The organism is Ureaplasma canigenitalium ATCC 51252 (assembly GCF_000712165.1).
Classification (GTDB): domain Bacteria; phylum Bacillota_I; class Bacilli_A; order Mycoplasmatales; family Mycoplasmoidaceae; genus Ureaplasma; species Ureaplasma canigenitalium.
This window is the reverse complement of record NZ_JONZ01000005.1, coordinates 82,829-103,106: the sequence shown is the minus strand read 5'-3', so window position 1 is coordinate 103,106 and position 20,278 is coordinate 82,829. Positions and strand designations below refer to the sequence as shown.

General features: G+C 31.4%; 19 protein-coding genes. 12 read left to right on the top strand and 7 right to left on the bottom strand.

Annotation, left to right across the window (positions count from 1 at the left end):
* Positions 1 to 10 precede the first annotated feature (10 nt).
* Both T416_RS0101670 and T416_RS0101665 read left to right on the top strand, forming a co-directional pair.
* A complete protein-coding gene (locus T416_RS0101670) occupies positions 11 to 3,385 on the top strand; it encodes an ABC transporter substrate-binding protein (RefSeq protein WP_031489100.1) in 3,375 nt (1,124 codons plus the stop codon).
* Positions 3,385 to 3,867, top strand: a complete 483-nt coding sequence (locus T416_RS0101665) for a hypothetical protein (RefSeq protein WP_031489099.1) — start codon at positions 3,385 to 3,387, stop codon at positions 3,865 to 3,867. Before T416_RS0101670 ends, T416_RS0101665 begins: the two co-directional genes overlap by 1 nt.
* Positions 3,868 to 3,995: 128 nt before the next feature.
* Here the strand turns inward: T416_RS0101665 and T416_RS0101660 are convergent, their stop codons facing one another.
* Both T416_RS0101660 and T416_RS0101655 read right to left on the bottom strand, forming a co-directional pair.
* Entirely contained in the window at positions 3,996 to 4,964 is a 969-nt protein-coding gene (locus T416_RS0101660) for an NAD(P)/FAD-dependent oxidoreductase (RefSeq protein WP_169737235.1), read from the bottom strand.
* Position 4,965: 1 nt separating this feature from the next.
* Entirely contained in the window at positions 4,966 to 5,835 is an 870-nt protein-coding gene (locus T416_RS0101655) for a DegV family protein (RefSeq protein WP_031489097.1), read from the bottom strand.
* Positions 5,836 to 6,005: 170 nt separating this feature from the next.
* Here T416_RS0101655 and ytpR point away from each other — a divergent pair, with 170 nt between their 5' ends.
* From ytpR to T416_RS0101605, 10 genes are read left to right on the top strand one after another with little or no spacing between them, the layout of a single operon-like run.
* Entirely contained in the window at positions 6,006 to 6,605 is a 600-nt protein-coding gene (gene ytpR, locus T416_RS0101650; RefSeq protein WP_031489096.1) for a YtpR family tRNA-binding protein, read from the top strand.
* A 3-nt stretch (positions 6,606 to 6,608) separates the two neighbouring features.
* On the top strand, positions 6,609 to 7,634 hold the full coding sequence (locus T416_RS0101645; protein ID WP_031489095.1) for a ribose-phosphate diphosphokinase: 1,026 nt from the start codon (positions 6,609 to 6,611) through the stop codon (positions 7,632 to 7,634).
* A complete protein-coding gene (gene rnmV / locus T416_RS0101640; RefSeq protein ID WP_156953967.1) occupies positions 7,612 to 8,169 on the top strand; it encodes a ribonuclease M5 in 558 nt (185 codons plus the stop codon). Before T416_RS0101645 ends, rnmV begins: the two co-directional genes overlap by 23 nt.
* On the top strand, positions 8,156 to 9,001 hold the full coding sequence (rsmI, locus tag T416_RS0101635) for a 16S rRNA (cytidine(1402)-2'-O)-methyltransferase (protein WP_031489093.1): 846 nt from the start codon (positions 8,156 to 8,158) through the stop codon (positions 8,999 to 9,001). The genes rnmV and rsmI overlap by 14 nt, the downstream gene beginning before the upstream one ends.
* 2 nt (positions 9,002 to 9,003) lie before the next feature.
* Complete coding sequence (locus tag T416_RS0101630; RefSeq protein ID WP_031489092.1) at positions 9,004 to 10,251, top strand: AAA family ATPase; 1,248 nt, start codon at positions 9,004 to 9,006, stop codon at positions 10,249 to 10,251.
* Complete coding sequence (gene metG / locus T416_RS0101625) at positions 10,251 to 11,813, top strand: methionine--tRNA ligase (protein WP_031489091.1); 1,563 nt, start codon at positions 10,251 to 10,253, stop codon at positions 11,811 to 11,813. Before T416_RS0101630 ends, metG begins: the two co-directional genes overlap by 1 nt.
* A complete protein-coding gene (locus T416_RS0101620; RefSeq protein WP_051675903.1) occupies positions 11,797 to 12,804 on the top strand; it encodes a PstS family phosphate ABC transporter substrate-binding protein in 1,008 nt (335 codons plus the stop codon). The genes metG and T416_RS0101620 overlap by 17 nt, the downstream gene beginning before the upstream one ends.
* Positions 12,805 to 12,806: 2 nt before the next feature.
* Entirely contained in the window at positions 12,807 to 15,029 is a 2,223-nt protein-coding gene (locus T416_RS0101615; RefSeq protein WP_051675901.1) for a phosphate ABC transporter permease, read from the top strand.
* A complete protein-coding gene (gene pstB, locus T416_RS0101610; protein WP_031489088.1) occupies positions 14,995 to 15,969 on the top strand; it encodes a phosphate ABC transporter ATP-binding protein PstB in 975 nt (324 codons plus the stop codon). The genes T416_RS0101615 and pstB overlap by 35 nt, the downstream gene beginning before the upstream one ends.
* Positions 15,970 to 15,971: 2 nt before the next feature.
* The gene (locus T416_RS0101605; RefSeq protein WP_031489087.1) at positions 15,972 to 16,628 is read left to right on the top strand and encodes a PhoU domain-containing protein; all 657 of its coding nucleotides are present in this window, start codon (positions 15,972 to 15,974) and stop codon (positions 16,626 to 16,628) included.
* On the opposite strand, the gene T416_RS0101600 is transcribed toward T416_RS0101605, so the two are convergent.
* The 5 genes from T416_RS0101600 to plsX all read right to left on the bottom strand — a co-directional run bounded on the left by T416_RS0101600 (position 16,629) and on the right by plsX (position 20,276).
* The gene (locus T416_RS0101600; RefSeq protein WP_031489086.1) at positions 16,629 to 17,219 is read right to left on the bottom strand and encodes a hypothetical protein; all 591 of its coding nucleotides are present in this window, start codon (positions 17,217 to 17,219) and stop codon (positions 16,629 to 16,631) included.
* A gap of 60 nt (positions 17,220 to 17,279) precedes the next feature.
* Positions 17,280 to 17,549 (bottom strand): 30S ribosomal protein S15, encoded by a 270-nt coding sequence (gene rpsO / locus T416_RS0101595; RefSeq protein ID WP_031489085.1) that lies wholly within the window; start codon positions 17,547 to 17,549, stop codon positions 17,280 to 17,282.
* Between the two features lie 93 nt (positions 17,550 to 17,642).
* Complete coding sequence (locus tag T416_RS0101590; protein WP_031489084.1) at positions 17,643 to 18,239, bottom strand: hypothetical protein; 597 nt, start codon at positions 18,237 to 18,239, stop codon at positions 17,643 to 17,645.
* 20 nt (positions 18,240 to 18,259) lie between these two features.
* Positions 18,260 to 19,297, bottom strand: coding sequence for a ribonuclease III (gene rnc, locus T416_RS0101585; RefSeq protein WP_051675898.1), 1,038 nt, complete (start codon positions 19,295 to 19,297; stop codon positions 18,260 to 18,262).
* Positions 19,287 to 20,276 (bottom strand): phosphate acyltransferase PlsX, encoded by a 990-nt coding sequence (gene plsX / locus T416_RS0101580; protein ID WP_031489082.1) that lies wholly within the window; start codon positions 20,274 to 20,276, stop codon positions 19,287 to 19,289. Before plsX ends, rnc begins: the two co-directional genes overlap by 11 nt.
* Between the last annotated feature and the right edge of the window lie 2 nt (positions 20,277 to 20,278).

The window sequence follows — 20,278 nt, the reverse complement described above, 5'->3', positions numbered from 1 at the left end:
GGTATCAAAAATGAAAAAAACAATGAACAGAAAGAAACTTGTTAGTCTTAGTCTACTAGCCTTGACAACAGCATCAATAGTAGCTGTTGCCGCGGTGAGTTGTACTTCTACAGGTTCAACTGAATCTAAAACTTCATTAAAGGTACAAGATGCCTACGATTTTGGTCTTGCTGTTGATGCGATTAATTCTCTTAATTATATAAAGTATGTCAACCTTAGAAGGGTAGCTCCAGCTCTTGTTGAAGGATTATTAAAAGAAGCACCAAGTCCTAATGGAAAGATTGGAAACCTTCTTGGTCTTGCAAAACTTGACTTTAAGTGATTCCGAAATAGTAATGCGAATACTTTTGATGCGATGGATCAAAATGACATTTTTAATAATTTTGGTGGTAGTGACAAACTTGCTGGTAACTTCTACCCCCTTGCTGATTTTGGTTTCCAAGCTGGTGCTTTAGCTCAATACATCAATGATGATCGACCACCTTTTCTTGCTTTCACAAGTAAGACCGGAAAGGTTTTTGCTGTTCGTTTCGCTCTTAATCAAGGTGCTTCAAAATGAAGTGATGGTAAGGAAGTTGAAGCGCAGGATTTCATTGATGCTGTACAGTACATCCTTGACCTAAATACCGGTTCACAACTTAGAACCCCTTTATTAAATATGAATATTCGTGGTTCAAGAGCATTTACTACTGCTCAAGAGAAATATATTCAAAAATTTGGTAAACCATACAAGAATCCGTTTGGTCGTGTTGGATATCGTTTTGACGAGCACCTAAATCAATATGTTGAAGACTACGAAAACTGAAAACCTTTTAGTAATCAAGAGTTTGACAAAGAAGGAAATCCGCTTGATACTAAAGAAGTTAATGAAATTAAAAAAGCAGCTCTTTCACTTGGTCTTTGAACTGGTCAAATGTTTATTAATATGAATAACGATGAGTTACTTGAAGCTCTTCGTTTACCAGAAAATGCAAATCTTGATTTGAAAGATCTTAAGACCATTAAAGCACTTGATAAATACACTAACAAAATTAAGGATTTTAAATTAATTCCAAACCCATACTTCTTTAAGAAACAAGTTTTCCGTGAAGACACGGTAGCTAATTTAATCAAGGGTAACCAATTATTAAAGCACTATGGTCTACCAAAAAGTCGTTATGACCTACTGGTTGAATTTGAACCTTTTAGTCCAAAGAGTCGTCCTTTTGATGCACTTACTGCTTTTATTAATAAGCAAGAATTCCTACCTGTTAACCGTAAGTTTATTGAAACAAACGGAGGGATTCATAACTTCGGTAGTACTGAAAAAAATTTCCTTACGAATGGACCCTTCCTAATCGAAAGCAGTATTCTTGGTTCCGAAGGTTACATTAACCTTGTTAAAAACAAAAACTATTATTCAAGTAATTGGACAATTTCAAACCGGATTAAGATTTTCTTTAATGGAAAAGATGAAGTTAAATCACTTTGATTTAAAGAAGGGATTATTTCAGCCACTAATGTTCCATCAAGTTATCAACTACAATTCTGAGCTCGTGAAAAATACCGAAAAATGTTAAAAAAACTACAAGGTTATGGTACAGTTGGATTTCAGTTTAACCTTGATGAACAAAGTCGTTATGAAAGTTATGATGAATATTTAAAAAATAAGGATAAAAAACACATCCCAATTCTTGATAGTGACCTTCGACGAGCAATTTCATATGCTCTGAATCGTGAATCTGTCCTTCGATTAACAGGATGGACTTCAAGTTTTGTTGTAACTTCTTGAACCGCTTTTGGTACCTTAAAAGATAGTTATGGAAGAAACATTGAATATCGATTCGACCCAGCTTCTTATGCTTCTGAATACGATTTAAACAATCCTAATAATAAAAAGGTAGAAAAGATTGATTACAAAGATGTTGACCGTCAAGCTGAACTTACGAAACAACTTCATGTTAAAAAACCGAAGGATGCTCCTAATTACAAATTCTTTCCGCTTCAAAACAACACTTTTGCTGAACACAACTCAAAAAGTTTAAACTTTGAAAACATCGAACGAACAGATAAAGCTTACGACCCTTCAGTTGCTCTATTCTACCTTGAACGTTATAAACAAAAACACCCAGAACAAAAAGAAGTTACGATTGAATTTGTTTATCCATCAAGCCCACCTGAAGCCGCGAATGCAGCTATTACCTTCAAGGATATTATGGAAAATAATTTAAATGGGTATGTGAAGGTTAACCTAAAATCACTTCCACCTAATACTTATGCTTCGTTTATAGCAAGTGGTAAGTTTGATATGACTTATGCGAACTTTGATAAGTATTCTGGAAGCGATGTCGATGCTTCAATGTTGCCTTTATTAATTACCGATGGAATTGATTTACAAAAAAATAAATCACAAGGATACGAACTAAACCCTACCGGTTCTTGAACCTTTAAAACTTTCTTTGAATTACATAAAAACGATACCAAAGAAGAACACGATCTTCTTCTCTACCGTTTACAGATTAGTGAAGAACAATATGCGATTATTAAGGAATTAGCATATACAGGTAAAATCAAAACAAGTCGTCTTTATAACCCTGATCATCTTAATATTCAAAAAGAGGGTAAGAAATTAAAGGAAGTAAACCAAGCAGTTCCTCTCTTCAATTTTAGTTTAGGTGATGCTGAAATTGAAGCATTTAACAAATTAAACACTAATGAAAAAGCAAATGCTGGTAAAAGAAGAATTTATTTACCAAACACACTTGCTAAAAAAATTAATGATGAGAATCTTTATGTGAAACTTCACGGTAAAATTCAAGATCAAGAATTTATTCTACCTTTAAAAAGTGAATTAATTAATGTTGATTCTGACCTTGTTAAAGAAGAATATGGTGATGTTGCAGATTTAATTTTAAACCGAAAAGATGGTAATACTATTTTCAGTTTTGATGCTCTTGGTCATCTACCTAATGACGAATATGAAATATTAAGTGTGTTTAATGGTCAACAAGGACCAAGTGGCCAAATTAACCCAACTAAGATATACACTAGTGAGTATATTAAACACGACGGTCAAGATACTGATGTTGTGAATACAGACCTTTACTATGAAAAAGATGAAGCTCAGGCTGACCACATTGAAAGAATTAAACGTTTCTTCTCTGGTGGTCGAGGTGGATGGAGTGATGAGACTGAAATCTTTGACATAATTGTTGCTATGGAAAAAATCATTCGGGAAGAAGTTCCGATTTTAACCATTATGGACACTGATACCAGTTGAAGTATTTCAAGTCTTGGTGGTTTAGCTAGCAATGCTAACTTTCACCTGCAGTTTGCTTATGATTATAGTAAACCACCAAGAGCTGGTTTACCAACAACTCCACCAAAAGACGGGGAGGAACAGTAATGTCGTTTGTTAATAAAAGATTTACCTTCATCTTTAAATTTAATTGGATTTTCCTTTTTAGTTGACTATTGATTATAAGTGCACTTGTTCCCTTTTTCATTTATCAGACTAGTTTGATGAATTTACTTAACCAGAAACGAACAGGGGAAATTAGTGCTAGATTCGAAGAACAAATTCGGTTATTAACCCTACAGTACCATGTGTCTGCTTCTTTTATTGGAATTAATAGTTTTGTTGCTTTGTCTTGCTATCTTTCATTGCTCATTGTGACTATTGGTTTTCACAAGAAATACTTAAAGGTATTCGAAAAAGAAAAGCAATTTAATCTCTACAAGTCTTCTGTTATTTTAACTTATCTATTTCCTTTGGTCGTTATTACAGCAATCATCGCAAGTATTGCTTATCGTCTTACTTTAATTAAAGAGCAAAAGGAATTTTTACAAGATTCAACATCGCTACACGATGCTTATATGAAACTTTAAAGAAAAAGGATAAGGTTCTATTTCCATCGTGAATGACGAAAAAAAATAAGGTATTGAGCCTTATTTTTTTTTCTTATCTAATTTTAATCTCTTTTAATTTAAACCAATTTGGAAGCGGTTTAAATTGATTAATAATATTTATCAGCACCATCTTTAATCTTTTTTCTAATGCTGTGGACAGCCTTAATTGCTTGATGTTGACTAGCTATGATGCAGTAGAAAGGTTTGTCATCATAAATACAATCACCAATGGCATAAATTCCATTGGTTTTTGTTTCATATTCACCATTGACGATAATTTTACAATCATTAGAAAAATCAATCGCTCAGTTTCTATATGGATTATTTTCTTTGTCAATCATAAACCCATAATTAACAAAAACATGATCAACACTAAATGAATGAAGTTCATTATCTAACGTGTTTAAAATGGTAATTTTATGATTGTTGACATCCTTAACATCATAACCAATATAAAGGTTAACATTTCATTTCCTTAAGGTTTCTATACTTACTGATGTACCAGCAATTTGTTTTCTAGCAACTAGCGAAACCTTGATGTTGTGATATTTTTCTTTTAAATATTTGACAGCATCAAGTGCAGAATCCCCAGCACCAAGCACAAAAATACTCTTGTTTTCGTAATCAAATGACGGATTAATTTTGTAAGCAATTAAGTCTTCGTCGATGTTTTTTAAGGGAAGTTTAATCGGAGTATAAAGTCCCTTGCCGTAGGCTAGAATTATATTTCTTGTTTCACAAACAACTTTTTCATCTTCGTCGAATAAAGTAAAGTACTCAGTTTCTTCGTTATAGGTATATGAAGTTATTTTTGTCTCATATTTAATGTCGACAAGATTATCGTAAAATTGAATTTGAGCAAGAAGGTTGTTAATGTAATCGATACCCTTAATTTCACTATAACCAGGTATATCGTGAATATTTTTATCTTTATAGTAATTAGTAACTTGACCACCGAGTATATTTGTATGTTCGATTAACAAGGTTTTTAGGTTATAAAAACCACCCATTGCTGCTCCGTACATTCCACCAGGACCACCGCCGATGATTGTTACATCATATTTTTTATTATTCATATTATTCATTTGATTCAATTAAAATAGCAAAATTATTAACACCCACATGAGCATAAATACACCCAGGGAGATAACTATAATTAAAAGGAGGATGATCTATATCAAGAAGTTCGATTACAAGTTCTTTAAGACTTTCGATTTGTTCTTTATTTTCGTAATCAGTTAGAAGAACTATTTTTTTAATCCCTTTAGTACGGAATTGATTTAATTCATTTGTCTTATCAAGTAAATTTTTTAACGAAGTTCTAATGCTTGGTGCTTTACTAATAAATTCAAGGTCACCATCTCACTTAATAAATAATTTGAAGCCAAATAGTTTAGCGAAAGCAGCCTTAATTTTTGAAATTCGACCACCTGAAACGAGTTGGTTTAAATCGCTAACAATTAAACCACCTTTAATCAGGTTTGCATTTTTTTCAACTATCATTTTGATTTCGTCATTACTTATATTTTCATTGTTTCTCAGTGCTTCATTAATTGTCTCAACGATTCAAAGAATACCAACACTAACTGATCTACTATCAAGACATAGCAAGTTTTTATTTTTAAATTCATTCTTAACAAGGTCAAGACTCTTAAAGTAGCCAGAAATACCACTAGAAAGGGTAAGAATGATTACACGATCATATTTAGTAAAAAGTTCATTAACCTTTTCAATTACTCTTCCAGGTTGCGGTAGACTTGTCTTAATTGATGCTTTTCTTAGCATTAAATTTTTTAAATCTTCCTGACTTACCGCATCAACGTCATCCTTGAAAACTTCGTTACATCCGTGTTCTTTGATGGTAAGACCGATTGGAATGTAAAAAACATTTTCATCCTTAATATCAAGGACGTTAGCACCGGTATCAATTAAAATCGCTGTTTTCATCATTCTCTCCTTTTTCGTTAAATTTTAACAAAGTTTAAGTAGTTGTTTTAATCTATCTTAAAAGTGGTTTGCTTTTTTGCTTTTTTTCACCCTTTACCTTAAAATTAGTAGACTTATAAATTATCAATATATTATTAATATATTATTATTAATATAGTTTAGGTTTAAAAATGTATTTATATTATTTAAAAAACGATGAAAAAGATGTATTGATTTTTAATCAAGGAACATCGAAAAAAGGCGAGATTAGTCAAGTTACAGAAGATTTAGTGACAATAACTTATGGTGATAATGTCATCGCTTTTAACTTATTTTACCCTACAAAATATATTCCGGATTTGCAACCGGGTTATTATTTTATTGATGAGGAATTAATTAGTCAGATTAATCAAGTTACTAATTTAAATATTAAATTTAATAAAAATGATTATGGTTACTTAACGGTTGGTTATATTAAAGAAAATGAAAAAATTGCAGGGACTCACTTGTCGAAGAATCTTGTTGATATAGGCAATGGAAAAATGCTTCAAATCGTCTGTGGAGCGAAGAATGCTCGTCAGGGTTTGACAGTCGTTATTGCTCTTCCAAATACTGTGATGCCTAATGGGGAGAGCATCCTTCCTGGCAAATTAATGAATATTGAATCAAATGGGATGTGCTGTAGTAAAAAAGAATTAAATATTGATCAATTTAATGATGATGGAATTGTTGAATTAGATGACCGTTATCAAATTGGTGATGTTTTTGACTTAGCATATATTAATAGGTAATTTATGAACTGTTGTAATGAAAAAAGTATTGTAGTTTTTGGTTTATCAGCCTCTAAAGAATTAGCTAATAAGGTAGCTATTGAACTTGGGTCTCCGCTTTCTGAAATTAAGATTGAAAAATTTGCTGATGGTGAAATCATAGTTACTCCGCTTGTTCCAGTGAGAGGCAAAAAGGTTGTTATCATCCAGTCAACAGCTAAACCGGTGAATGATAATTTAATGGAACTACTAATCGCGATTGATGCGATTAAAAGAGCTTCTGCGAAGTCAATTGCTGTTGTTATTCCATACTATGGGTATGCTAGACAGGATCGAAAGGCTAAACCACGTGAACCAATTTCATCAAGACTAGTCGCTAAAATGCTCGAAGCAGCTGGTGCGAATGCAGTCTTAACTTGAGACATCCACAGTTTACAGACACAAGGTTTTTTCGACATCTCCTTTGATAGCCTTGAAGGAGCTTGGATGCTAATGGATAATTATATTGATCTTAATCATTATCCAAATGACCTTACCATTGTAAGTCCTGATTATGGATGTGTCAAAAGAGCACGTGAAATAAGTCTTGTTCTTAAGTCTAATCTAGCGATTGTTGATAAACGTCGTAGTGGAAAAAACGAAGTTGAAATTAATAATATCCTTGGGGATGTAGAGGGACAAAATTGCATCCTTGTGGATGATATGATTGACACTGGAGGGACAATTCTAGGTGCTGCTAAAATTGTTAAAGAAAAAGGAGCTAAAACAGTTTCTATATTAGCCACTCACGGTTTGTTTAATAAGAATGCGATTGAAAACTTTAGTAATGCAATTAATTCTGGGGTGATTGACAAAGTTTATGTTACAGATACGATTGAAAGAAAAGAAACTTATCCTTGACTTCATATCGTTTCAATTGCTCCTGTAATCGCAGAATGCATTAAGATTTACGAAAAAGAAATCGGGACAATGTCACAAGTTTATGAAAAATATAGTAAGACTACTTTAATGAACAAACTTAAAAGCTGTGATATCAAAAATAAAAATTAAAGAAACAATTATCGTTGAAGGTAAAACTGATGTAGCAAAACTATCAAGTTTTATTGATGGGAATTTTATTATTACCAATGGTAATGTGATAAATAATAACACCTTAAACGAGATTAAAAAAGCTGAAGCAGCAAACGGTATTATATTATGTCTTGACCCAGATTTTACTGGCAAACAGATTAGAACAAGGATTCAGTCATTTCTTAACAAACCAGTCAAACATATCTTTTTTAAGATTAGTGACATAAATGAGAATGTAGTAAAAAAAGGCATTGCTGAAATTGAATTAGATAAACTCTATAATAAATTCAAAAGCTTTGTCTTAAATAATGATGAAATTAATTTAAACCGCTCTGGAATTAGCTGAAATGATTATGTTGATTTTAATCTCAACACTAAAAATAAGCGACTTTATCTCTGTGATATGCTTGAAATTCCTTACTATAATCACAAACAACTATTTAAACATATTAATTTTTTAAACATTAACAAAGAAGAAATTATTAAAATTCTAGAAAAATATGAACATCAATAAAACCGATTTTAATTTGAAGGTAATAGCGACACCGATTGGAAACTTAAATGAAGTTTCTCCGCGTGTCAAGGAAGCTCTTAATGATGCTTATGTTATTCTTTGTGAAGACACAAGAAACACTAAAAAACTATTAAACCTGCTTGGAATTATTGATTACAAAAAACTTATTAGTTTTCACGACTTTAATGAAAACGAAAAGATTAATCAAGCATTAGAATATATTAAAAAATATAATACCGTTCTTGTATCCGATGCTGGTTATCCAACAATATCAGATCCAGGATATCAATTAATCAAAGAATGTCACCGTCAAGCCGTCGGAGTTACTGTAATTAATGGTCCGTGTGCTGCAATCCACGGTCTTGTTGCCTCTGGTTTTTGCTCAACATCTTTTATGTTTCTTGGATTCCTTGGTAAAACTCAAAAACAAAGACTAAACCGTTTAAATGAATTTAAAGATATAAAAACAACTTTTATTATTTACGAGGCTGTTCATCGAATTAAGAAAACTCTTGATGACATAATGAGTGTTTTTGGTGATGTTTTTGTATTTGTTGGTCGTGAGTTAACTAAATTAAATGAGAGTCATTATCTTGGTCGAATATCTGACATTCCAGTAATGACCGAGCTCGGTGAATTTGTTATTGTTGTTGATCATAACCAAATCTTTCAAAACGATGAAGATGATGATGCTGGTTTGCAAGTGTTAAGTGAGCTTGAAGAACAAAAAAAACAAGGTATTAAATTAAAAGAAGCTTGTAAAATAGTAGGGGAAAAATACAATATCAAAGCTAATGAATTATATAAATTAATGTTGGAAAAAAATAAGTAGATATGGAACAAATTAAAACTCTTACTGATTTAATAAATGTTCTTAAGAAACCTACAAAAATTGATGATATTTTTGGTCAAGAACACTTGCTTGATGAAAAAGGGTTAATCAAACGAATGATTAACCAGAAAATTGTTTTTAATCTTATTTTTTATGGTCAACCTGGTGTTGGTAAGTCTTCACTTGCTCGTGTGCTTGCTAATGAACTTGGGTATCACTATGGTTTTTTCAATCCGGTTATTGATTCAAAACAGAAACTAATAGAGCTAATCACAGAAAGTAAATCTTATGATAATTTCATTTTAATAATCGATGAAATTCATCGTTTAAACCGTGATAAGCAAGACATCCTGCTCCCTGTTCTTGAAATGAATGAAATAAAGGTGTTTGTGACAACTACGGAAAATCCTTATTTTGTCATAAATCCAGCACTAAGATCACGTTGTCAAATCCTTAATGTTACAAGCACTCCTGGTGAAATTATTTGCCAAAAGTTGAAAAAGATGTTTGATTTTAATGAATTTATCGAACCGCAAGCATTGCGAATGTTGACTGATAAAACAAATGGTGATTTAAGACAAATCATCGCTACACTCGAAATAATTAATTTACTTTATACCGATACAAGAGTAGATCTCAAACTATTGAATAGCATTATGCAACAAAATTACACTCTTGGAAGTTATGATGGTGATGAAATTCACAATCTTAAGTCAGCGTTTCATAAGTCAATGCGAGGTAGTGATGTCGATGCTAGTCTTTATTACCTAATGCGTTTAATTTCAATTGGTGATTTTGATGCAATTTACCGAAGGATTCTTGTCTGTGTGTCAGAAGACATAGGTCTTGCTAATCCCGGAATGTTAAGTCGTGTTCATAGTGCGATTGAAACAGCAAAATATCTTGGTTTTCCCGAAAACCAAGTTGTGCTTTGCAATATTGTTGCTCAAATAGCATTGTCTGATAAATCAAATAGTATTTATCTTGCGATGAATGAAATTAAGAATGACTTAACTTATGGGAAAAGTTATGAAATTCCAATGCATATTAGGGATAGTCACTATAAGAGTGCTAAGAAACTAGGTGTTGAAGGTTATTTTTATCCACATGATTTTAAAAATAATTATGTTAATCAGCGTTACTTACCAGTAGGATTAAAAGATAAGAAATACTATCAATTACAAAACAATCAAAATGAACAAAAACTTTGATTTAATTTAATGAGACGAATCGAACAAAAGGATAAGTAATGGCAAAAACTTTTTATATAACAACACCGATTTACTATTCATCAGGTAAACCACATATTGGTCATGCTTATACGACCTTACTCGCCGATGTTTTTAAAAGATATAAAGAGCTTTTTGGCTACGAAACTTTTTTTGTTACAGGAATGGACGAACACGGTCAGAAGATTGCTGAAAAAGCGAAGGAAAATCACCTAAGTCCAAAGGCTTATGTTGACCAAATTAAAGAGCAATTTCTTCATCTTTGAAAAGTGATGAAAATTGATTATTCTTATTTTGTAAGAACAACAGACACGAAACACATTGAAATTGTTCAAAAGATTTTTACAAAATTGCTAAACGATAATCAAATTTATCTAGATTTTTGAAAAGGTCTTTATTGTATTTCGTGTGAAGAAAATTATAGTTTGAAAGATGTGGTTACAAAGCCCGATGGTACTAAAGTATGTACTTTCGGTCATCCGCTTGTTGCAAAAGAGGAAGAAAGTTACTTTTATCATATGCGGAAGAAAGCCGCTTGATTAAAAGAATACTTATTAACGAATAAAGATTTTATTCAACCGAAGGAAAGAGTTAATGAATTAATTAATAACTTTATCAATAATCTTGAAGACCTTAGTATTTCAAGAACAAGTTTTGATTGAGGGATTCAAATTAAAGAAAATAAAAAGCATATTATTTATGTTTGGTTAGATGCTTTAATGAATTATCTTACAAGTATCGATTATATGACCGAAAATGATCATCTTTATCAAAAATTTTGAAATGACAAAGATGCAGAAATTGTTCATTTAATGAGCAAAGAAATTATGCGTTTTCACTGTATTTATTGGCCGATTTTCCTTCATGACCTTGGTGTAAGACTACCAACTAAAATCCTTTCTCACGGGTGGATTATCACAAAAGAAGGTAAGATGTCAAAATCACTTGGTAATGTCATTGACCCCTTAAGTATTATTAATAAATTTGGTGTTGATGCTTTCCGGTATTATCTTCTTAGTGACCTTTCAATGTATCGTGATAGTGTGTTTAGCATTGATAATTTAATCGAAACTTTTAACACTCATCTTGCAAACAATTTTGGTAATATGGTTACAAGAACTATCGGGATGTTAAAAAAGTATACAAATGGGATAGTTCCTCCGTATAAGGAATCGAGTATTCCGATTCATAAGAAGATGCTTGAGATTATTCACCAAAACGCAACTGATATGAAAAACTGAATCGAAGAATATCACGTAGATAAAGCACTTCTTTGTGTCCAAAATATCTTGAATTCCGCTAACAAATACATAGAAGATTTAAAACCTTGGGATTTGTTTAAAAATAATCAAAAAGATGATTTGGATTGCTTATTGAATAACTTGGTCAAAGTCATAGAAACCGCTTCTATTCTACTTAAACCGGTTCTTGTTGAACACATCGATGAGATTATTGAGCAGATGAATTTTGATCCTAAAAATCTTAACTATGATGCTATTTTTATGACTAATAATTTAGATCATCTTCAGGTAAAAGAAGCTAAGGTTGTATACCAAAGAATTAACAATGAAGTTAAGATATAAAATCCTTGGTACATCATTTTTTGTCATTTCAGCAATAGGGATTATTGCTGCTGTTTCAGTTCCGAAAAGTACAAAAAAACTAATTTATTTAAGTGGTTCTTCCTCTCTTCAACCACTAATGAAGGAACTTGGCAAGTTTTATCCGAATGCTGACATTATTGCTGATGCTGGTGGTTCACTGACTGGCATTATCTCTGCAATTAACAATCAAGTTCACATTGGACTTGCTAGTCGAAATGTAAATATTGATGAAGAAAAAAAGACCATTGAAAAGCAACACAACCTTTATCAAACTTGACAGAAAAACAATACAAAAATTGTTACACTAGCTTATGATGGGATTGCTATTTTATATAAGATTAAAGATTTTCATGGTGATTTAGTTCTTAATAAAAATAACATCGAAAAACTTTATCGTGCTTTTCAAGGCAATGAAGAATTTTATTATGATCAATTTGACCAACAACTCCCCCATCTTAAATTAAAACCATATATTAGAAGTGGTGGTGCTCTTGCATCTGGAACAACTGAGGCGTTCCTTGTTACCAATCCCTTAATTAACTTAAAGAAAACAAATAAAGATATATATAATACGATTCATGATGGTACATACGGAATGTATGTAAGAACGACAGAAGAGAGCAATATCCAGGCATTTCAAAATATGGTGAATGATAATTTAGACGGTGCTATTACCTATATTTCCACCGGTTTTTTAATTAATAACTATAAGGAAATAAAGGATAAAGGTTATCAAGTTGCAAAAATTTTTAACGATGAAACCGGAATTGGTGAACTACCTTTCCATAATGACGATGACATTAAAATTAACATTGCTAAAACTTATCATTGATATCGTCCGTTTATACTTCTTTATTCTAAAAATCAAAAGGAAGTTAACGAAATAGAAAATTTCATAGATTGATTAAAAAAAAGCGAAGAATCTGCGAATATTATTAACAAGCAAGGTTTTATTAAAAAAGAAGATTAGGTATGAGTAACGGAAATCAGAAGATTAATTTTAATCTCATCTTAAAACAGAAGAAAAGAAATGACAAAATTTCTTTGATTTTTCTCCGTTTTGTTTTTACTTTTTTTATCCTTCTTTTCTTATCAATTATTGTTTTTATGTTTATTAAAGCCTACCCCGGTGTGAAGGCTTATGGAGTAAAAAACATTTTTTTTAGCAATCATTTTAACCTAGCAAATACGAACGATGGAACATCGGTTTGATTACCATTATCGATTACCGTTTTAACTTCAATTCTTGCTGTTTTAATAGCAGCTCCAATCGGGATTAAAACAGCAACATTTATCAAGTTCCGAATTAAAAATGAACGGTTACAAAAAATTATTAAAATTTTAATTCTATCACTATCAGGTATTCCTTCTGTAATCTTTGGTCTTTTTACCCTTCGGTCTCTCGGACCTTCGTTAAATATCGTTTTTCATCTTGGTAGCGGAACGAATCTTGTTAGTTCTATTTTTATGCTTGCATTCATTATTCTTCCGACTATTATTGCCCTTGTCCTAAATACCTACGATGGTATTGACATGAGATTAATTGAGAATGGAATTGGTCTTGGAAATAGTTATACAAAAGCTATTTATAAAATCTTTATGAAGGAAGCACGAGGGGGAATAATCATTGCGGTGATCATTGCATTTGGTCGAGCTATTGGTGAAACGATGGCTGTTAGCATGATTCTTAGTTCAGAACTCTACAATAATGTTTTTGTATCCACTTTTAACGAATTTTTCGGAAGTTCGCTAAGACCACTTGGTGCTGTGATAGCACGAAATATTTTTAGCGAAAATGGTGGAGAAGCTCTTAAAGGTGTGCTTTATATTTTCGGAATTTTTCTTCTAGTTTTCATTATGTTCTTAAACGGAATTGTTTCATATTTATCAAGTCACAAAGGCCGAATGAAAAAACAAGGATATAAGAAGTTTGAACATTTTATTAGTCGATTTTTCAGCTTCATTCCAAGAAAGTTATCCATTCTTTTTGAGCGACTTAATTACCGTCCTAAAATTAACTTACATCAGGAAAAGAACGTTAATATCCACGAGTATATTAAAGACCGTATTCATCATCAAAAATTAGGATTTGTTTTTGATTGGTACAAACTAATCCTTGAAATTTTGATGTTTAGTATCGCTTTTAGTTTCCTTTCATGAATCTCATTGGACATTATTATCAACGGAGCAATTGCTCTAAATAAACCAAGCTCAACCGCTTTTGTCTATGGTAAAGACACGACGCTGCAGGCCAGCACAAACACATTCATTATTATTATCATTTCACTTTTAATTTCTTTTCCTATTGCTTTGTTTGTTGCTATTTATATTAATGAATATCAGAAAAACAATTGATGAAAAAAAACAGTAATGTTTTTCCTTGATGCTTTTGGTTCCACTCCAACTATTATCTTTGGAATGTATGGTCTTAGTGTTTTTATCCAACTTTTTGGTTTCACATCAGCTGGTACCATAGGAAAGAGTTTGATAGCGGGTTGCTTAACGATTAGTCTAGTTATTCTCCCTACATTTACAAGATCGATTATTGAATCGTTAAATAAAGTTCCGCTGACTGTCCGTGAAAATGCTTTTGGTCTTGGTTTAAATAAATGGGGAACTATTACAAAATTAGTTTTACCAGCTGCTATGAAAGGGATTATGTCAAATACGATTTTAGCTATTGGTCGAATCATTTCAGAGACAGCTCCGATTTATTTAACAGCTGGACTTTCGAGTGCGGCGGAAACGAATCTTCTTTATCCTGGTCAGACTTTAACAACTAGAATCTATGCCCAATTAACTGAAAATAACACAGCTCTTGCTAACGATATAATGTATGAAAGTGCGATTATTTCGTTAATTCTCGTTATTACTATTATTACTATCCTTAATTATGTAATTCCATTGATTAGTTGGTTTAAGAAGATAGTATTAAAGAAAATGTCTATGAAGGAACATTACCAGAAGCAAGAAAATAGTGTGAAGGTGAATTGATTGAAATTTACTAAGCAAATTCTCGATAATAAACTTTATCTTACATATGAACAGGCCAATCTATTAGCTATTGATACTAATAAATATAAGATAACTAAAATTAAAAACAAATTTTACAAAGTAAAATATATAGAAGAAAAACAACTTGAAGAATTACTAGATTGCTATGGAAAAAGATATCAAAGTTTATGATCTCAATAAGAAAAAAAAGTTTAGTGAAATGAATCTAAATGAACTTTTTTATGCTTATAAACATAGTCATAATGGGATTAAAAGAATTCACTTTTGGTGTTCACTTCCAAAAGAAAAAAGAAACCAGTTCCGTCAATTTTTAATTAATAAAGTTGCGAAGCAAAACGAACAAAAGAAAGATTTTGATAATGACAATGTCTTTGAAGTTCGAAATTTTAATTTTTGGTATGGCAAAAACGGAAAGCACGTTTTAAAGGATATCAACATTGATATTAAAAAGAACAAAGTAACCGCATTAATTGGACCGTCAGGGTGTGGTAAATCGACTTTCTTACGGAATCTTAATCAATTAAATGATCTTATTGAAGATACAGTTTATGATGGCGAAATTTTCTTTCTTAGAACAAACACAAGAAGTGTAAAAATGAGTCAACTTGAACTAAGAACACGGGTTGGAATGGTCTTTCAGAAACCTACCCCATTCGAAATGAGTATTTATGATAATGTTGCTTTTGGACCGAAAAATAATGGAATTACAGACAAATTAATTCTTGATGAGATTGTTGAGAATGCCTTAAAACAAGCTGCATTATGAGATGAGGTAAAAGAAGACCTTGATAAGTTGGGTTCGAAACTTTCTGGTGGTCAGCAGCAGCGTTTATGTATTGCTCGGGCGATTGCTCTTCAACCAGAGGTTCTTTTAATGGATGAACCAACATCAGCACTTGACCCAATCGCAACCAGTAAAGTAGAAAAACTAATCATCGAGTTAAAAGAAAAATATTCAATCATTATTGTTACTCACTCAATGACTCAAGCACAACGAATCTCTGATTACACTGCTCTTTTCTATGAAGGTAGGATTGAAGAATATAATGATACTAAATCGCTTTTTACTAAACCACAAAGTCGGATAACAAAAGATTACATAACTGGAAAGATCGCATAACTATGGCTACTAATTATTCAATTATGAAAGAATCACAAAAAGAACTTTTAAATGACTTTAAAAAGTTTTATTTAAAGGTAATTGATAATCAAAATTTACTATTAAATCAAATAAGAAATACTGATATGACTTATGAAAGTATTTTGCAGCAAACTGTTTTTCTTGAGAACCAAATTAATTTAATTTATACTGACATACTTGATGAATGTATGTGAATCATCCAGAAAGATTCACCGCGTGCCGGGCACCTTCGTTTTATTATTGCAACAATAAATAGTATTAAAGATCTTGAAAGAATTTCAGATCACGCTGAAATGATTGCTCAATATTTATTGGAAAATAATTATAACAAAGAAGAACTTAGAAACTTTCTCGATGGTTTCTCTGATACGAACCAGCTCCTTACCACTTTATTTAATTTTTTTAATGAAAATAAATATAGTCAAGAAGTTGTTGATGAAATCTTAACAATGAGAAACAAAGTTTTGACCAAGTTAAATTACCTTTTAATTGACCAGTTGAAGACAATTAATCATCAAAATTTGAACGATAAAAAATATAGTGATTTAGTATTAATGTTTCGTCATATTGAACGTAATGTTGAACACGGTATTAATATCATTCAAAACTTTGGAAACATTCATATTTCAAGTAAGTAATTATTTTAGAATTTCTTGTTTCTCTTCTTCGCTCTTTTTCATTTGTTTTTCTCTTTTGCGTTTCAGTAGTTTTAGAATAAGGATGACGGCAACAATAGTTAATCCACCAACCACAAGCGAAACGATAAGAGCAATTCTTTTATACAGATCCACTTGATTTGAATAAAGAGTGTACTCCTGACTTAGATTAATTAGTCCAGTGTCATAATGACTTAAATCAATTTGAACATTTTTAAAACTAATTGATGTAATAGCTAGGTCCTTAATGTTTGAAATATCGTGAAGAGTAATAAGAAGAACATTGTCTTTGTTTTGAACATAACCATAGGAACCGATGAAAGTTTCATTACTAAGAAGATTCTTATATTTAATAATTAATTTATCATCTTTTGAGTTAAAAATTTGACCATTATCAAGAACGAGGCTAATAGTATAATAGTTTGATTCCTGCTTTACTGTGACATTAAGTAACTTAGGATTAACACTTTTTTTCACATTAGTTTTGTTTTCAGTATTTGTAGCAAGTAATAAAAAAGGTGTACTAATGATAGTAGCAGTTCCAAGGAACTTTAATATTTTTTTTATTTTCATATTTACTTTTATAAAAAAAGCTACCAAGTTAGGTAGCTATTAGCGGATGATTAAAGGAAATTAACCACGCAGTTTTAGGTCTTTAATTAGTGAACGATATTTTTCAATATCAACACGTTGTAGGTAAGCAAGAAGTTTCTTTCTTTGAGCTACCATCATATATAGACCACGTTTTGATGATTTATCTTTTTTGTTCTTAACCATATGTTCAGTTAAGTTAGCAATTTTTAATGAAATAATAGCGATTTGAACTTCAGTTTTTCCACTATTTTTTTCACTGCCTCCAAAACGTTTAATCATTTCCATGATTTGTTCTTTTTGTACTGCCATTTTAATCTCCTTATTTTGCATTTAACAATTTATATACCCTTTACCCTAGCAAAGAACCGAGATCTATTTCTAAACCAAGGCAAAGTCTTATAATTATACCTTATTTAATTGATTTTGTTTATTTTTCTTAATTCTAATTAAGATTAAAACAATTAATCCGATAATAGCGACCGAAGCGACTGAAGCACCGATGATAATGGTGGTTCGTGTATCATCTGATGCATCTTTAATATCAACTAGATTAACTTCTTGTAATTTATAGTCACTAAATGTTAACTGGATATTCTCAAACTGGATATTTTTAATTATGAATTTTTCAGGTAAGTCTTTTTTGTTTATATTAAAAGAATAATAATTGTTATCAAAGACGAAAACACTTTCGAGTGTTTTCAGGGATTTTTCACCTTCAGGGAGAAATGTGAAGAAGACTGAATTTTTCTCTTTGATTTGATTGCTTTGAAAATTATTAATGTTTAATTGAAAACGGATAATATCTTTGTCTTTTTTCAAAGTAATATCCTTAATTAAATTAGGAATATCATCAATTGTTGTTATACCGTTTGCATAAACTACTGCCGCTTTCTCACTAGTGTCGTTCCTTTTTGATGAGATAAGAGTAAGAGGAGTTATTAAAACAGGAAGGACGAGAGAACAGAGCAAAAGATTTTTTAATTTTTTAGTTTTTTTCATTTGTTTGATTTACTAATAATTTATTGGTTTAGGGTTGTTACCTGACCAGATTTATTTCTATTTTTCTTTCTTTTTTGCTTTTTCTTTGCTGATGAAGAAGACTGTTTTATGACATTTTGCTGTGGTTTTTTGGTTAGTTCTTGTTTATTTTTTACATCTTTTGGTTGACTATTATGCTGTTGTTTTTTTACTTTATTATTAGTCTTGGCTAATGATTTTTCTTGTTTTTTGTCTCGTTGTTTTAATTTAGCAGCAACCTTAATTTGATGTTCGTTATTTTCGTTTATTTCTTGCTTATTTTCCTTATATTGGACTATACCTTCTTTTTCATTGACCATTTGATTAAGAGAGTTTAAGTCGACTAACTTTTCATAAGCATCTTTTGCTGCCATCATTTCAGCTTCTTTGCGGTTCTTCCCGCGACCAATTCCGTACTCAAGTTTATTTCAATAAAGTTTGACAGTTTTTTGGTTACCGTCGTCTGTAAGAACATAATTAATACTTGTACTAATAGTTTGAACTAGCTCTTGAAATTGAGTTTTATAATCTTTGCTTATGTCTAACTCAGAATCCTGAATTGGTTTAATAAGCGTATCGATTACGAAACGAGAGGCATCTTCGAAGCCAGCATCTTGTGTAATAGCACCAACAAACGCTTCGTATACATCTTCATATATCTTACTACTTGACTTATCAACACCTAATTTAATTCCATTACCAACAAGGATTAATTTGTTAAGCCCTGTGTTGATTGAAATAGAGGCAAGATGACTTGAATTAACAAATTGTGAGCGGATTCTTGTCATTTGTCCTTCGGTTAATTTTTTGAAGGTGTCTGTTTTATCAAAGAACATAGTTAGTTTATATAAGTGGTCAGCAACAACTCAACTAATGAAGGCATCCCCAAGGAATTCAAGTCGTTGGTAATTACTTTTAATCCGATGCTCGTTAGCATATGATGAGTGGGTAAGAGCACGGACATATAGTGCATATGATTTAGCATTAATCTTATAACGCTCTAGAAATTTAACAACTTGGCTAAGGTGGTTATCTTCCATAGTAATCCTTTAAATCTTTTTTAATTTTATTTAACACATCATCTTTAATACTATTGTATAAAATTAGTAGAGCACTACTGAATTGTTCATAGTCAGCACTACCGTGAGTTTTAACTACCATCTTTTTTAGACCAACAACGAAAGCCCCGGCTTTGTTTTTGTAGTTTAAGGTCTTTTTTAAATTTTTAAGAACACCAACTGAGAAAAGAGCACCTAATCAGTTTTTAGGTTTCTTATAGTTTGTTTTTAAGAAATCAGCGATGAATTTCGCAGTTCCTTCCATTGATTTAAGAACAAGATTACCAGCATAACCATCAGAGACATAAATATCAGCTTCACGGTAAAGTACTTTATTTGGTTCGATAAAACCAATATAGTTTAACGTACTATTTTTCAGCAATTGGTTCGCTTTTTGATGATAATCATATCCCTTATGATCTTCAACTCCAATATTAATAATGCCAATCTTTGGGTTGTCAACACGAGTTTTTGCGATGGCATTTCCCATAATTGCTCAATTAAGTAAATCGTATTCATCAACATTTAAGTTAGCACCAACATCAACAATATTTGTTCCAATATTATCATATGTAGGAAGCAAAGGCATGAAACCTGGTTTTTTAACATGGTCAAGAAGACCGATAGTTGAATAAGAAAGATAAACAAAAACACTAGTATTTCCAGCACTAAGAAGACCATCAATCTGGTCGTTTTTGTTTAAAAATTCAAGAGCAATTTTCATACTTGAATCTGGTTTTCGTCTCGAAGTGATGATGGTATCGCTTTGGGTGATTTCCTCGGATGCATGGATGATCTTAATACGTTCATCATTACCAAAAAAATCACTGATTGCTCGCTCGTTACCAACAAGGTAAACAAGAGTATCCATATGCTTATTGATAAAATCGAGAACAGCACGGAGACACTCCTCAAGCTTATTTTCATAACCCATAGTATCAACGACGATTTGATATTTCATAT